The sequence below is a fragment of the Levilactobacillus wangkuiensis genome, assembly GCF_016861605.1.
Lineage (GTDB): Bacteria > Bacillota > Bacilli > Lactobacillales > Lactobacillaceae > Levilactobacillus > Levilactobacillus wangkuiensis.
Window position 1 is genome coordinate 123,783 of record NZ_BOLM01000001.1, and the last position, 14,124, is coordinate 137,906.

The 14,124-nt window shown below is 53.0% G+C and carries 15 protein-coding genes; 11 read left to right on the forward strand and 4 right to left on the reverse strand.

Annotated features, from left to right (window positions below):
- Positions 1-140: 140 nt before the first annotated feature.
- The 9 genes from JUF13_RS00460 (at position 141) to JUF13_RS00500 (ending at position 7,996) form a co-directional block, all read left to right on the forward strand.
- Positions 141-365, forward strand: coding sequence for a cold-shock protein (locus JUF13_RS00460; protein WP_125763072.1), 225 nt, complete (start codon positions 141-143; stop codon positions 363-365).
- Between the two features lie 2 nt (positions 366-367).
- The gene (locus JUF13_RS00465; protein WP_203637265.1) at positions 368-910 is read left to right on the forward strand and encodes an NUDIX hydrolase; all 543 of its coding nucleotides are present in this window, start codon (positions 368-370) and stop codon (positions 908-910) included.
- Positions 911-919: 9 nt separating this feature from the next.
- Positions 920-1,210 (forward strand): hypothetical protein, encoded by a 291-nt coding sequence (locus JUF13_RS00470; protein ID WP_203637266.1) that lies wholly within the window; start codon positions 920-922, stop codon positions 1,208-1,210.
- 623 nt (positions 1,211-1,833) lie between these two features.
- On the forward strand, positions 1,834-2,526 hold the full coding sequence (locus JUF13_RS00475) for a 5'-methylthioadenosine/adenosylhomocysteine nucleosidase (RefSeq protein ID WP_203637267.1): 693 nt from the start codon (positions 1,834-1,836) through the stop codon (positions 2,524-2,526).
- A 97-nt stretch (positions 2,527-2,623) separates the two neighbouring features.
- Positions 2,624-3,748 carry a cysteine desulfurase family protein gene (locus JUF13_RS00480; protein ID WP_236002654.1) on the forward strand — a complete coding sequence of 375 codons (1,125 nt, stop codon included), beginning with the start codon at positions 2,624-2,626 and terminating at the stop codon, positions 3,746-3,748.
- A 1-nt stretch (position 3,749) separates the two neighbouring features.
- The gene (locus JUF13_RS00485) at positions 3,750-4,091 is read left to right on the forward strand and encodes a DUF1831 domain-containing protein (protein ID WP_125763062.1); all 342 of its coding nucleotides are present in this window, start codon (positions 3,750-3,752) and stop codon (positions 4,089-4,091) included.
- Between the two features lie 567 nt (positions 4,092-4,658).
- Positions 4,659-5,435, forward strand: a complete 777-nt coding sequence (locus JUF13_RS00490; protein WP_203637269.1) for a hypothetical protein — start codon at positions 4,659-4,661, stop codon at positions 5,433-5,435.
- An 872-nt stretch (positions 5,436-6,307) separates the two neighbouring features.
- Positions 6,308-7,156 carry a CatB-related O-acetyltransferase gene (locus JUF13_RS00495; protein WP_203637270.1) on the forward strand — a complete coding sequence of 283 codons (849 nt, stop codon included), beginning with the start codon at positions 6,308-6,310 and terminating at the stop codon, positions 7,154-7,156.
- Positions 7,157-7,996: a CatB-related O-acetyltransferase gene (locus JUF13_RS00500; protein WP_203637271.1), complete on the forward strand. Its 840-nt coding sequence runs from the start codon at positions 7,157-7,159 to the stop codon at positions 7,994-7,996.
- A 78-nt stretch (positions 7,997-8,074) separates the two neighbouring features.
- Here the strand turns inward: JUF13_RS00500 and JUF13_RS00505 are convergent, their stop codons facing one another.
- The 4 genes from JUF13_RS00505 to JUF13_RS00520 all read right to left on the reverse strand — a co-directional run bounded on the left by JUF13_RS00505 (position 8,075) and on the right by JUF13_RS00520 (position 11,029).
- Positions 8,075-8,344, reverse strand: a complete 270-nt coding sequence (locus JUF13_RS00505; RefSeq protein ID WP_203637272.1) for a hypothetical protein — start codon at positions 8,342-8,344, stop codon at positions 8,075-8,077.
- 176 nt (positions 8,345-8,520) lie between these two features.
- A complete protein-coding gene (locus JUF13_RS00510) occupies positions 8,521-9,288 on the reverse strand; it encodes an ABC transporter permease (protein WP_203637273.1) in 768 nt (255 codons plus the stop codon).
- Entirely contained in the window at positions 9,288-10,064 is a 777-nt protein-coding gene (locus JUF13_RS00515; protein ID WP_203637274.1) for an ABC-2 family transporter protein, read from the reverse strand. Before JUF13_RS00515 ends, JUF13_RS00510 begins: the two co-directional genes overlap by 1 nt.
- Positions 10,061-11,029, reverse strand: coding sequence for an ABC transporter ATP-binding protein (locus tag JUF13_RS00520; RefSeq protein WP_203637275.1), 969 nt, complete (start codon positions 11,027-11,029; stop codon positions 10,061-10,063). The genes JUF13_RS00515 and JUF13_RS00520 overlap by 4 nt, the downstream gene beginning before the upstream one ends.
- Positions 11,030-11,257: 228 nt before the next feature.
- Here JUF13_RS00520 and mnmA point away from each other — a divergent pair, with 228 nt between their 5' ends.
- Both mnmA and JUF13_RS00530 read left to right on the forward strand, forming a co-directional pair.
- Entirely contained in the window at positions 11,258-12,385 is a 1,128-nt protein-coding gene (gene mnmA / locus JUF13_RS00525; RefSeq protein WP_125763044.1) for a tRNA 2-thiouridine(34) synthase MnmA, read from the forward strand.
- Positions 12,386-13,461: 1,076 nt separating this feature from the next.
- Positions 13,462-14,121 carry a histidine phosphatase family protein gene (locus tag JUF13_RS00530; protein WP_203637381.1) on the forward strand — a complete coding sequence of 220 codons (660 nt, stop codon included), beginning with the start codon at positions 13,462-13,464 and terminating at the stop codon, positions 14,119-14,121.
- The last annotated feature ends 3 nt before the right edge of the window (positions 14,122-14,124 follow it).

The window sequence follows — 14,124 nt, forward strand, 5'->3', positions numbered from 1 at the left end:
CACTGGCATGTCGTCGGTGATGGGACTTTTTTGGGCTGAAATTTGGCGAACCGAGCGCCGGACCGTGCCGCCTAAGAACCATTGTTTGCGGTCGACCGTTCAAGCGAGTATAATTTGCACTATGTATGGGAGGGAACACGATGTTAACTGGAAAAGTAAAGAGTTACAATGAACAACGCGGTTTTGGCTTCATCACCACGCCCGCAGACGGCGACATCTTCGTGTACTACACGGCCATCGTCGGGGAAGGGTTCAAAAAGTTAGAAGCTGGTCAAACCGTGCAATTTGTGATTGTTCAAGGCATGCGTGGCCTCCAAGCGGCAAAGGTAACGCCCGTTGTCACGGGTACTACTGAGGAGGCTTAGGCATGGACTTAGAAGAGCACGTTGAATCGACCGAGGAACTGTACGACGGTGTGATCGTGAAGCTGGAACGTCAGCGGGTCCGCCTACCAAATGGGGATACGGCTTCGAGAGAAATTGTGCGTCACGCGGGTGCCGTGGGTATCTTAGCGCTGACGGATGACCATAAAATGATTTTGGAACGGCAATGGCGCGCGCCCATCGCAGCGGCCACGTTGGAAATTCCAGCTGGTAAATTAGACAGCCGGGATGCCGACAACGTGGAACACGCGGTGATGCGCGAGCTCAACGAAGAAATTCGTTATCAACCGGGCCAGTTAAAACGGATTACCGGATTTTATTCTAGCGTCGGTTTTTCTGATGAATACATGACGCTCTTTTTGGCGACTGATTTGAAACCCGTTACGACCGAGTTACCCCGGGACCAAGGGGAAAACTTGGAGCTGTTGACGGTGACCAAGGAAGAAGCTCAGGCCATGATTGACAGCGGCGAGATCAGCGACGCGAAGACAATTACGGCCATCTATTACTGGTTATTACAGAAGTAGGTGACAGCAATGCGTTCAGACGATGAACAAGATAGTCCCAAGACCCGCGCCGATTACCGACGGGAGCAGGAGCGTGCCGAGCAGGAATTTCAGGAACGCGACCGCAAACGGGTACAGGTCGAAAAGGAATACGCGCGCACACACGGTGGCGAAACGCCCAGTGACGACGCGCCTACTGAACAGCGGGTCAATCCCGTGGACAGCAAACAGCAACGGCTAGGACGACGGCTCAATTGGGCGATCTTCTGGCTGGTGCTTTTGATTATTGCGGTTTACCTCATCCTCTTCTTCCTCGACTAAGCTTTATCCTGGCGGTAGCCGCCGACGTCAGCTAGGTACTCCGCCTGTGGGGACCGCCGGCAGCCTGAAAAGCGGTCTGCCGGCTTGACTTTGAACCTCACAAAAGACGTGAGTTTCAAAGCTCATCCCGTGGTGTAGGCCGGGAAAGAACCCCGGCCAACGCCACCGACACAGGTCTGCGTACCTAGCTGCCTTACGGCTACGGTCAAGGCTAAAGCCACCGGACTTTGGTGGTTGTTTGATTTGGTTGTGTGAGATAAAGTGTGATCGAAGTTAGGTTAACTTGAATGAGGTTGTGTATTTATATGGAATATACCATCTCACCTTTTAAAAGTTAATGAATAGCAGTGACTCGCAATCACTGATGTCGGGTTAAACCGGTGTGAGCCGTGAGGGCAGTGAAAATGGGCTCAGCCGGGGGATTTTCCAAGGGTTTTACTTGGAAAATGGCGACTTTGAAACACGTTTTTTGTGGTTCAAAGCGAGTCCAGAGACCGCTTTTTGGCTCTGGACGTCCTGCCCCCAGCGTTCCGGCCCATTTTCACTGCCCGGTAAGGCGCCAGCTACCGCAGCTTAACCCGTAAAGCAATGTAAGACAAAACGAATAGGAGTGGACACACAATATGACATTTGGTATTCTCTGCGCCATGGAAGAAGAAATTAAAGAACTGCACGAAGCCCTGGAAAACGCTCAAACCACGAGCATTCACGGCTTGGAATTTTACCAAGGCACGATTCACGGACAATCCGTTGTCCTAGTTCGTTCCGGGATTGGTAAAGTTGAAGCTGGTTTGACGACGGCGCTGCTGATCACCCAATTTGACGTTGATATTGTCATCAACTCGGGTTCAGCTGGGGCCTTGGCGCCCGACCTGAACATCGGTGACGTCGTCGTTTCCACCGAAACGGCTTACCATGATGCCGATGCCCGGGCCTTTGGCTACGAATACGGGCAATTACCTCAACAGCCAGCGCGGTTTGAAGCGTCCAAAGAATGGGGCGAAAAGATCGTGGCGGCCGCTGCGGATACCGGTTTGAAGACCAAGTTAGGCCTGATTGTTTCCGGTGACCAATTCTTGAACAGTCCTGAAACCATTAAGGACATCATGGGTCACTTCCCAGATGCTTTATCTGGTGAAATGGAAGGAGCCGCTGTTGGTCAAGTGGCGCATCAATTTGACGTGCCATACGTGGTGGTTCGGGCCATGTCCGACAACGCCGACAACGATTCCGGCGTAAACTTTGACGACTTTATTATTGACGCGGGGCACCGCTCTGCACAAATGCTATTAGCCTTGTTAGCAGCACAGAACTAACTCGGCTCTTCAGGAGGTTTTTAGGGTGCAAGAGATTCACATTGATAACAGTAATGCCGTCCGGGAAATCTACCTGGACAACGCCGCCACCACACCGATGGCGCCAGAGGTTTTAAATGAAATGATCGACAAGATGGCTAACGTGTACGGCAACGCCTCAACCCTGTATGGTTTGGGTCGGCAAGCACACACGGTCATGGAAAACAGTCGCCAAGTGATTGCCAAGAGCATCAACGCGGCTCACGATGAAGAAATCATCTTCACCAGTGGGGGGAGTGAAAGTGACAACACCGCCATTACCCAAACCGCATTGACGCGTCAATCCTTGGGTAAGCACATCATTACCACCGAGATTGAACACGAGGCCGTGCTCCGGCCCTTACATGCGTTGGAGGAACAAGGCTTTGACGTGACCTATTTGCCAGTCGACGAACACGGACGCATCAGCCTGGATGACTTCAGGGCAGCCCTGCGTGATGACACGATTCTGGTGACCATCATGATGGGGAACAACGAGGTCGGCAGCCGGATGCCAATTCACGAAATTGGTGAGATTTTAAAGGATCATCAGGCATGGTTCCACACCGATGCCGTGCAGGCCTACGGGTCACTCGACATCGACGTGCAACGCGACCACATCGATATGCTCTCGACGTCCGCCCACAAGATCAATGGGCCCAAGATGATCGGTTTCCTGTACAAACGCGAAGGCGTGAACTTCCCCAGCTTGATTAAGGGTGGCGACCAGGAAGAGAAGCGGCGTGCCGGGACGGAAAATGTGCCCGCCATCGCTGGGATGGCCGTGGCCGCTAAGCTGTTGACGCCGGAAGTGAAGGCTGAAAAACGGGCCCGGTTCCACGGCTTCAAGCAACAGGTCGTTGACGGTCTGACCAAGAATGGCGTGGACTTTGCCATCAATGGCTCACTGGAAGGCGAGAACCTGGAGCACGTCTTAAACATCTGGATCAAGGGAATCTCAACCTACGTGATGCAAACGAACCTGGATTTGGCGGGCATCGCCGTTTCCGGGGGATCTGCCTGCACGGCCGGGTCAATCGAACCGTCACACGTGTTGACGGCCATGTTTGGCGCCGACAGTCCCCGCATTGCGGAGTCGATTCGGTTATCCTTTGGTTCACAAACGACGAGCGACGACATTGACGCATTTATCAAGAACGTCAGTGCCATCGTGAAGCGACTTTCAAAGAACGAGGTGAAGTAACATGTTATTTGAAAAAGAAATGAAGATCACGGGTGACACGGATACTTACGAATTGCACCCCAATATTAAGGCTTATGCGCTGAAGGACGTGGGTTTCCAAGTCTCCAACGCCGGTAACTACACGCTGGAACGGTCGGTTGACCCAACGTCCCCTTACAACAAGAATCAAATGTTAAAGGTTGTTGTGGCCAAGGACCTCAGCGGGTTCAAGATGTCTACGACCAACGCTTCCGGTAACGCCCGGGTCAACATTTTCAAGGGCGCCCATGCCGAGGGTAATGTGGAACAGTACCATTTTATTCTGCAAAACCTGATTGACCGGGAAATTTTACAGAAGAAGTAAAAAGAGTGGGACGCCAGCTGCCTGGTGGTGGCCGTTTCGACCACGTAAATTGAATAGCGAAAAGTCTGGAATGTGTTTCCAGGCTTTTTTTGCCGTTACTGATGTCAAGGCTCTCAGCTAAGTCTAATTGTGTCAGCCGCTTGTATTTTCGAGCGGCTTTTCGTTTCTCACCAGAAATTGGATGGTTAGGCATGTTCACCCGCCGTTTAGGGTAGTAAAACAGGTATCGATATTACGTGTACGCTGTTCATGACTATCTTGATATTTATTTTAAAGATTGATAGTATTAAGCGTGTGAAGTATTAATACAAGATATATTTTGGGAGAGGGCGAGTTGCGGCCGACTAGGTTTATTTGTTGGGCTATTTTTGGTCAAATCTAATCAACCAACACCAAGCGTAGGCGTGATAGGCATGAGTACCAAATCGCGACAACTATTGGGTACTTAATGGTTGTCGACTGTTTTTACATGGGGCTGAATACTCGGGAGGACTACTGAGTGTTTTCGGTCAAGTTGCGGGATCCAGATGGCATCATAAAAAATTGAGATAAAGGAAGCAGATCAAGATGAACAAATTAATTAAGGTCGCGGTAGCAGGTGCGTTAGTTGCCGGCATAAACTTGACATTTTTGACCGTGGATTCATCCACGGCGATGGCAAAGACGACGGCTGCTAAAGTCATCAGCTCAAAGAAAATACATAAAACGACTTATTATCCTAATGGCGGGACGCTCTATACGAGTTCGAAGCTCACGACTAAGTCAGCCAAGTCGTTTAAAAAGGTGAAAACCGCACTATATGCAACGAAGTCGGCCAGACTCAAAAGGGCGACGGGGAAGAAGGTCACGTATTACTACGTCAAAAATAAACAAGGCAGTGTTAAGGGCTGGATTGGGAGAGGCTATCTCAGTAAGACTAAGAATTTAGCGCAACGTCGTTCGGATATGCGTGGGGTGCAATCGGCTGTGCGGTGGCTGCCTAAGGTAAAGCCAACGAAAGGGATGACGACCTATGATCGGCGGGACGATGAAAACCGACTATTTAAGATTATGAAGCCAGTCAATGCTTACAAGTCGGCAGTCTGGTATCCGGGCCTTGGGCTCCCTGACGCGATTGGTTACATGTATGCAACGAAGCCTAAAGAATCACGAGCAATCCTGGAAGCTTACAGCGTTTTCAAGGGCCGCTTCGATAAAAAGACGAACGCGAAGTTAGCAAAGCTGAGTAAGCGCGTTGAAAAGAAAGTAAACGACTCAGATACCTCTATTCATGATGATGAGGCGTTAGATGCGAGTGAAAATCTAATCCATGTTTTAAAAAAGGCTGTGAAAGGTCTGGATTAGGCGTATCACCAATTGTTAAATATTTAAGCCCAAAGTCTGGAATGTTTTTCCAGGCTTTTTTTTCGCAAAAAATTAAGTTGGTGGGAGTCTGCCGTTCCCGGCGGCAAATTCAAGATGCCCTGCTGTGGGGCACAACTTCGGCCTGGGAAGCGGTCCTACGTCTCGCCTTGAAACCTCGCAAAGCCCACGAGTTTCCAAGGTCGTCCCATGCTCTAGGCTGAGTGAGGAAACCTCAGCCAAGACCATCGACACAGCAGGCCACCTTGATTCGTCTCTGGTCACTCACACTGGCAGTTGATTGTTAGTGAGTTGAACGTAGAGTTGCTTGTAAGTGTGGTTGGCTGGGGTGACTTAAGTTCTTCGAGTAGTAAGTGAGGGATAGTGAGTTGATTGTGACGCCACTTATCGGTCAACTCAAACGCCTCAATTTTGTTCGATAATAAGCATACATGATAAACTGTTGATTGAAAGAATGAAGTTCGTTATGATGGCAGAAATGGCAGTCGGACAGACAGTCGAAAATTTGAGGGTTTCAAACAACTCTTCAATCAGATAGTTAAGGGACAACAAGGTTATGGACAGAACAGTATTATTCACGGAAATAGTCAACTGAGAGCGACTATGTTAGTGACCAGAGGCGAGCCAAGGTGACCAGCTGTGTCGGTGGTCTTAGCTGAGCGATTTGTTCTCAGCTTAGAGCACGGGACGACCTTTGAGACCGCCTTGTGGCTCAAAGTCGAGGTGGAAGCCTGATTCTCAGGCTGGAACCGACCCCACAGCAGGGCATCTTGAGCTCGCCGCCGGGAACGGAAACAACATACTAGCCATCCCAGTTGACTATCCGTGAATGTATATATTTGGGGGAATGGATTGTGAATGAAATTGCGGGCGTCACCTTTTTCCAACGAGACTTGACCTATCCCACGAACCGTAATCGGCTACGGCTCGTGTACTCTAAACCGGTGAATGCGTTATTCCGGGAACACCGGGTCTATAGCGAGATTCACTCGCGGGACAGTCGCTTTAAAATTGATCAGGACAAGATTTTCTTTGGCAATCAGGCCGTCATCGAACCTTACACGGCGTTTGGTCGGGGTGCGGCCTTTCATTCGATGGGGGCGTTCAGTTATTCCTGGAGCGTGCTCCCGGTCAACACGGTGGTCGGGCGCTACTCCTCGATTGCGGCCGGGTCGAGCGTGATGAACGTGGACCACGCGCTACACCACTTTACGACCTCGAGCCTGACGTTTGACCACTACCATCAGCCATTCAACGACTACTTGGCGGATCATCCTGAGTCTAAATTTGATAGTATCGGCCAGGATGGCATGTATCAGATTAAGCCGGTGGTGATTGGCAACGACGTGTGGATCGGCAAGGGCTGTGTGTTTGGCAACAAGGGTATCGTGGTCAACGACGGCGCAGTGGTGGCCGCGGGGTCGTTGGTGACCAAGGATGTCCCACCGTACGCGGTCGTTGGTGGCTGGCCGGCCAGGGTAATTAAGTTCCGCTTTGACTTCGCCACGATTCACGAGTTGATGGCGTTAAAATGGTGGCAGTATGACTTTGGCCAATTCGGTGACATCGAGGTTCAGGAGGACATTGGCCAGTTTATTGAAAAAATTCGGGCAGCGGAGGCGGCGGGGACGCTGGTGCCTTACGCGCCGGCCCCACTGACATTGGCGGACGTTCAGGCAGCGACGGAACGGGAGGAAGCTTAAATGACAACGGTGATCAGACACAATATCTTCTTTCAACGAGATGTGCAGTTGACCGAAAGGCCGCGGGCCATCACGGTCCCCGTTCAGCCGGCCGTCGATGATTATTTGCAGGCGCATCACATCTATACCCGCTTTAATTCGGCGGCTCCCCGGTTCAAGGTCGGGACCGACCAGATCCGCTGGGGGACGACCGCCAGCATCGAACCCTATACCACGTTTGGGCGCGGCACGGCCTTTTACACGATGGGCGCGTTCAGCTATGCCTGGAGCCAACTGCCGGTGAACACGGTGGTTGGCCGCTACACCTCGATTGGCAACCGGGTCCGTCAGCTGGGCCATAACCATCCCCTGGACCGGTTCACCACCTCGAGTGTCAGCTTCGATGGGAAACTGGCGGCCTATCAGGATTATTTACAAACGAGTGGGCAGACGTATCGCCCCGTCGCCAATCCAGCTGCGGCGGTCCAGCCCATCGTCATCGGCAATGATGTTCTGATTGGCGAAGACGTGGTGTTTGGCAATCACGGTGTGGTGGTCAGCGATGGCGCGGTGGTCGCCGCTGGGAGTCTGGTGACGCATGACGTGCCGCCGTACGCGGTCGTGGCGGGATGGCCAGCCCGAATCATTAAGTACCGCTTTGACTTTCCGACGATTGACCGGCTGCTGGACCTACGCTGGTGGCAGTACGACTTTGGCCGCTTCGGGGAAATTGCTGCGGACGCGCGAATCGAGCCCTTTATTGCCCAGTTGGAAAATCTGGTGGCGGTGCAAGGGCTGCAGCCGTTCGACCCAGAACCGGTCACGGCTGCGACGATGCAGTCGCTGGTCAGTGAAACGTAAAAAAACAGGCTAGCCGTTGGGTGGGTAGACCCAGGGCTAGCCTATTAGTGTTGTGCGCGAAACTACTGTCATCGACGACTAAACAATCGTTGCGCGTGACAATAGAATAAATTTGAGGACCGCAATCAGGAGTAGGAGAATCTGCAGGGAAAGGTCGGCCTCGTTTAGGAAGCGGTGGTCCTTGGTCGTGGTGAAGAAATCGAAGTGACCCGTCAGCGTGACCAGGGCGAGAAAACTAATGACGGCGAGGACGATGGGTTGGGACGTCAGGGCGGCCAGAATCAGTAACAGCAATGTGACGCCAAACAGGCCTTCCTGCAACTTGGAATTTTGTTGGACAACGTGCATGATGATTCCTCCAGTGAGCCCGGTAGACGGTACTGGGTTCGTTTGATACCGCCATTATGCCGGATTCTAGCGAAATGGCCAGTTGCCGCAACTATTTTAGCAGAGATGGGTTAGCAAACTATCATAATTACCTTGAAATGCTGCTCCCCGAGAAGAGGCGCAGCATTTTTTGAAGTTTAATTAGCCGAAACGTACTTCAGCAGACCCCGTTGCCATTCAATGTAAGAAATGACCAGCAGCACACCGGTGACCAGAGCCGTCCACAGCAAAAGCCAGGTGGGCTGATTGTGGCCGAACTGGGCCGGGACGTTGGTGATGGCCAGTGAGGGGATGACCCACAGGAAGAGCTGTTGGATCACCCGCGGATAAATTTTAGCCGGGCGCGCGGACGCGTCCATCAGGTCTTCTGGCAGGCCGTTGAGTGCGGACAGGCCGTCGACCCAAAAGGCCAGCGTGACCATAATCTGGTTGAGGGCAAAGACAAAGCCGATGCCGACAATCACTGCGACCACATAAAGCAGGAGATTCAGCGGTGTCGGGTGCAATTTGCTTAGAATCACGCCCTCGATGACGCCGGTCAGCAATAACGTGACCAGCGAGGGGAAGTCCACCCGGTAACTCGCGTGAAACCAGTACGAGTTGACCGGCCGCAACAAAGAGTAGTCCAGGTTGCCGTCCAAAATTTGGTCGACCAGGTCCTCGTGCCCCGCGACGAATAAGAATTGGTAGGCGTAGCTGATGAGATTGGCCGTGGTGATGAGGTTGAGGTAGTCGAGAAAATTCCAGCCGTAAATGGTGGGGGTAAACGAGAAGTACACGCCCCCGGTGATCAGGTCAATGGCGTAAAACAGGACACCGAACAGGGCGGTCAGCACGGTCGTCACCCGGTAGGTCATGGTCTCCGCTAAGCTTTGCGTGACCAGCACGCGATAAATTTTCAACATTAGCTCCCCACCCCCTCATAAGAACGGATACCCCGGGGCCAAACGATTTTCAGGATTCCTAAGGCGACGACGGCCCAACCCAGCGCCCAACCGCCCGCCAGCAAAATCTGGTTGAGCGACAGTTTGCCCAGGAGTAGTAGCGTCAGTTGGTTACCAGCTAGAGAAAAGGGATTATAAATCAGCCAGGCGAATGCTGGTGGCAGTACCTGAAGCGGAAAGGCCTGCCCCCCTAACAGGAGGAAGAGTGCGCTCAGCACGGGCCGCAACGGCCAGACCTGCACCAACCAGAAGCTACACAGGCTGATGGCGGTGATCATCAGGAAAAACATGCCGTAGGTCAGCATCATCAGGAGCAGACTACCCAGCCCGTACAGCAGGCCGCGGCGAAAGACGGGACTGATAAAACCGGTCGCCAGGCCGTAAATGACCAGAAATGGCAGGCCTCGTCCTAGGTAATCCCAGAAACTTTGAATAAAATAATTGATCGGACGCATGAGCACGACGGAGAGGTTGCCACTGCGGACCAGGCCGCTGAATTTGAAAATGGGTTCCGCGGAAAAAATAAGGGCTAAAACGTTGACCACAATCAGGTAGATGACCATCTGATTGGGCTGGATGCCAGCAATGTCGCTCCGGCCGCTAAAGTTGTAGACGGCCAGCCACATGAAAATGGTGACCATGACGTTGACGGCGGTCGTCAGTAAGTTTAAAACCAGGTTGCCCCGGTAGGCCAGCGTGGCCATCAGGGCGTTTTGACAAGTCAACCAATATTTCATTGGGTCGGCGCCTCCTCGGAAAACAATTGGGTGAGGATGGCGTCTAGGCTGCCGTTGTGCCGGTTGACGCTTAAAATGCGGCGTGGGTCGATCGGCAATGCGGTTAGCGTTGTCGCATCAATCTCATAATGGGTCGCATCCACTTGGCGCACGTGGTCGGGCAACGGGTCCAGTGGCGCGTCGGTCACGATTTCCAGGAGGGGCACGGTGGCGTAACGACTGATCAGGCCGGTCGTTGTGCCGTCGAAGATCTTGTGACCGTGGTTGATGACCGCAACGCGTTGGGCCAGCGCCTCGATATCCTTGGTATTGTGGCTGGTCAGGATGATGGTCATCTGGGTGTCGTGATTCAGCTGCTTGAGGAACCGGTAAATATTGGCCTGACTGCTGACGTCGATGCCAATCGTGGGTTCATCCAGGAAGAGAATCTCGGGCTTATGGATCAGTGCGCAGATGAGTTCAAACTTGATGCGTTGGCCCAGCGAGAGCTTCCGGACGGGCACGTGGAGTTGCGGTGTCACGGCCAGTTCCTTGGTGAGAAACGCCAGCCAGGTGGTGAAGGCGTCGTGGGGGATGTGGTAGATCTCCCGCAGGAGCACCAGGGTGTCTAGCGGCGGCAGGTCCCAGGCCAGCTGACTCTTCTGGCTCAGCATGACGCCGATGCACTGAAGGAAGGCGGGCCGCTTGCGAAAGGGAATCTGGTCGGTGAACAGGCGGACGTCACCGGTATTAACCGGCAGGATGCCCGTCATCAGTTTGATCAGGGTCGTTTTACCCGCCCCGTTGGCGCCCAGGAGGCCGAGAACCTCGCCCTGGTTGACGTGTAGTGAAATGTCTTGAACGGCCGCGACGGTGCTTTTTTGGCGATGAAAGAGGTCGTGCCAGGCCCCGCTGAAGCCGGCTTGCTTGGTGAAGGTCACGTAGCTAAAATTCGCGTGGTCGACGGAAATAATGGGTGAGGGCATAGATGTCGCTTCCTAACAATAATGGATTCTAATTATTTTCTCATCATTTTATCATTATACACGTCTAGGGCAGTTTGACCAGTCATACCGCTGGAAACGGGGCAGTTAGATGAAAGGAAACGCCAGGCTTGCAAAACCGCTTGAAAATGGGTAAACTAGGCAATACTGGATTTATGCGACCTTCAAATCGTAGATTCTCCAGAATCTGAGAGAAATGATGGTGATATCATGCAGGACAACAGCCATACACGGGTTGTCGTTGGTATGAGTGGCGGGGTCGATTCCTCCGTTGTCGCTTTGCGCTTAAAGCAGCAGGGCTACGACGTGATCGGCGTCTTCATGAAGAATTGGGACGATACGGACGAGAACGGGGTTTGTACCGCCACTGAAGACTATAAAGATGTAGCAAAGGTTGCCTCACAAATTGGCATTCCTTACTACTCCGTCAACTTTGAAAAGGAATACTGGGACCGCGTGTTCACGTACTTCTTGGACGAGTACAAAAAGGGTCGGACGCCGAACCCCGATGTGATCTGCAACAAGGAAATCAAGTTCAAGGCTTTCTTGGACTACGCATTGGAATTAGGTGCCGACTACATCGCCACGGGTCATTATGCCCAGTTGACGCGTGACGAGAACGGCGACGCACACTTAATGCGCGCCGTGGATCAGAACAAGGACCAGACTTACTTCTTGAGTCAGCTCTCAACGGAGCAGCTGGACCGCGTGATGTTCCCAATCGGTGACCTGGTTAAGCCCCAGGTCCGTGAAATTGCGAAGGAAGCTGGTTTGGCCACCGCTGATAAGAAGGACTCCATGGGAATCTGCTTTATCGGTGAAAAAGGTCACTTCAAGGACTTCTTGAACACGTATCTGCCAGCTAAGCCCGGCAAGATGATGACGGTCGACGGTGAGGTCAAGGGTGACCACGCCGGATTGATGTACTACACGATCGGTCAGCGTCGCGGCTTAGGTATCGGTGGTGACGGTGAGGATAACGAGCCTTGGTTCGTAATCGGTAAGGACTTGACCAAGAACATTTTGTACGTGGGCAAGGGTTACCACAACTCTCATCTGTACGCGACGCACCTGTCTGCTTCGGACATTCACTGGGTCAATACGATTGACCGCGGCAGTGACTTCCACTGCACGGCGAAGTTCCGTTACCGGCAAAAGGATACCGGCGTGACCGTTCACTTGAGTGAGGACGGCCAGCAGGTCACGGTTGAATTTGACGACCCAGCCCGGGCCATCACGCCTGGTCAGGCCGTTGTGTTCTACAACGGTGACGAGTGCCTAGGGAGTGCCATCATTGACGCTGCCTACAACAAGGACCGCGAGTTACAGTTAATCTAATTTTTCAGCTCCTCATTGAACCGGCCCCGCTGGTTCAATGAGGAGCTTTTTGGTTACACGGGTCGTTGATGGGCCGCCTTACCGGGCGGAGAAAATGGGATCGGAACGCTGAGGGGAGGACGTCTAGAGCCAAAGAGCGGTCTCTAGACTCGCTTTGAGCCGAAACCCGCGTCTCAAAGTCGCCATTTTCTGAGCAAGCCACTCAGAAAATCCCACAGCTGGACCCATTTTCTCCGCCCTCACGGCTCACGTCGGTGGTAACCAGCTCCTATCGAAATGGCGGGCTGCTTCAAGATAGCTGAGACTGCCGTGAAAAGTAAATCGTCAGGCGTTAGAGGGGGGTGAATGGTCTAGTTAGTAAGTACACGCGGTGGGCAGGACGGCCAGAGCCAAAGGGCGGTCTCTGACCTTGCTTCTGAGCCGAAGGTCGCGTCTCAAAAACACCACTTGTCATCAGAACGTTCCGTTCTCACGACAAGTCCCACGGCTGAACATATTTTCACCATCCCTGCGGCGGAGACGGCGGTCACTGGCAACTGATGTAGTGGCGAGGCCGGTTCAATGGGGAGCTGGCGATGATTTGACTATTGGTAACTTGCAGTCAAATTGTGGGGATGTCCTAGGCAACGTAACTTTTAATTAAGAGTGATTAGCTAACTCCAAGTGGTAGACGTGACGGTGGTAGATATAATGCCAGCGACCTAGGTGAAAGAAACAACCGTAAAATTCAAATCAGTCCGTTCTTGGGCTGCCGGAGCGGAGGTGAACGGTCGGTGGGGACAGCCAGAGCGAAAGGGGGACGGGGATAGAACCCTGTGTCGGTGGTGTTAGCTGGGTGATTTTCCCAGCTTTACAGCACGGGACGACCTTTGAGACGTGGGCTTCGGCTCAAAGGCGAGCCGGAGGACCGCTTCTCAGGCCGCAGGCGGTCCCCACAGGGGAGCAGTCCCTATTCACCGCAGCGGAGGCAGACCAAGAACCCCAGCAATTTGAATTTTCTAACGGATGTTTCTTTGAAAACTTAGGAAAAACTGGCATAATATAGACTATGTGACTTTACGGAAAGGACGGCAACAATTTTGAAATTATACTTTATTCGCCACGGCAAGACCGAATGGAACCTGGAAGGCCGCTTCCAAGGCGCCGGGGGCGATTCCCCGCTGTTAACCGAGAGCTACGACCAAATGGTGCAGGTTGGCCGCTTCTTAAAGGACACGCCGTTCACCCACGCGTACGCCAGCCCCATCAAACGGGCCCGGGTGACGGCCCAACACGTGGTCAAAGAATTACACCAACAGGTGCCGCTGACGCTGGTTAGCCGCCTGGAGGAGTTCCATTTAGGCAAGATGGAAGGCATGGCGTTTACCGCGGTGCGCGACCAATTTCCCGCCGAGCTCGATGCTTTTCGCAATCATCCGGACCAATACGATGCGGCAAAGATTGGTGGGGAGACGTTTACCCAGGTGATCGACCGGATGACGCCCGCCATTCAAAAAATCGTGGCGGCTAATCCCCAACCGACCGACAACGTTCTAATCGTTAGCCACGGGGCGGCCCTGAACGCCGAAATCAACGCGTTACTGGGGACGCCACTGGCTGATTTGCGGAAACGTGGGGGCCTGCGGAACGCCAGCGTGACGGTCCTGGAGACCGTGGACGGGCACCATTACGACCTGGTCGACTGGAACGATACTAGCTTTTTGACGGCAACTGCAACGCCAACCGATACAATTTAGGTG

Bases quoted from the DNA above. Each gene is read 5' to 3' on its own strand.
- JUF13_RS00460 (WP_125763072.1), top strand. From the start codon at position 141: ATGTTAACTGGAAAAGTAAAGAGTTACAATGAACAACGCGGTTTTGGC.
- JUF13_RS00465 (WP_203637265.1), top strand. From the start codon at position 368: ATGGACTTAGAAGAGCACGTTGAATCGACCGAGGAACTGTACGACGGT.
- JUF13_RS00470 (WP_203637266.1), top strand. From the start codon at position 920: ATGCGTTCAGACGATGAACAAGATAGTCCCAAGACCCGCGCCGATTAC.
- JUF13_RS00475 (WP_203637267.1), top strand. From the start codon at position 1,834: ATGACATTTGGTATTCTCTGCGCCATGGAAGAAGAAATTAAAGAACTG.
- JUF13_RS00480 (WP_236002654.1), top strand. From the start codon at position 2,624: ATGGCGCCAGAGGTTTTAAATGAAATGATCGACAAGATGGCTAACGTG.
- JUF13_RS00485 (WP_125763062.1), top strand. From the start codon at position 3,750: ATGTTATTTGAAAAAGAAATGAAGATCACGGGTGACACGGATACTTAC.
- JUF13_RS00490 (WP_203637269.1), top strand. From the start codon at position 4,659: ATGAACAAATTAATTAAGGTCGCGGTAGCAGGTGCGTTAGTTGCCGGC.
- JUF13_RS00500 (WP_203637271.1), top strand. From the start codon at position 7,157: ATGACAACGGTGATCAGACACAATATCTTCTTTCAACGAGATGTGCAG.
- JUF13_RS00505 (WP_203637272.1), bottom strand. From the start codon at position 8,344: ATGCACGTTGTCCAACAAAATTCCAAGTTGCAGGAAGGCCTGTTTGGC.
- JUF13_RS00510 (WP_203637273.1), bottom strand. From the start codon at position 9,288: ATGTTGAAAATTTATCGCGTGCTGGTCACGCAAAGCTTAGCGGAGACC.
- JUF13_RS00515 (WP_203637274.1), bottom strand. From the start codon at position 10,064: ATGAAATATTGGTTGACTTGTCAAAACGCCCTGATGGCCACGCTGGCC.
- JUF13_RS00520 (WP_203637275.1), bottom strand. From the start codon at position 11,029: ATGCCCTCACCCATTATTTCCGTCGACCACGCGAATTTTAGCTACGTG.
- mnmA (WP_125763044.1), top strand. From the start codon at position 11,258: ATGCAGGACAACAGCCATACACGGGTTGTCGTTGGTATGAGTGGCGGG.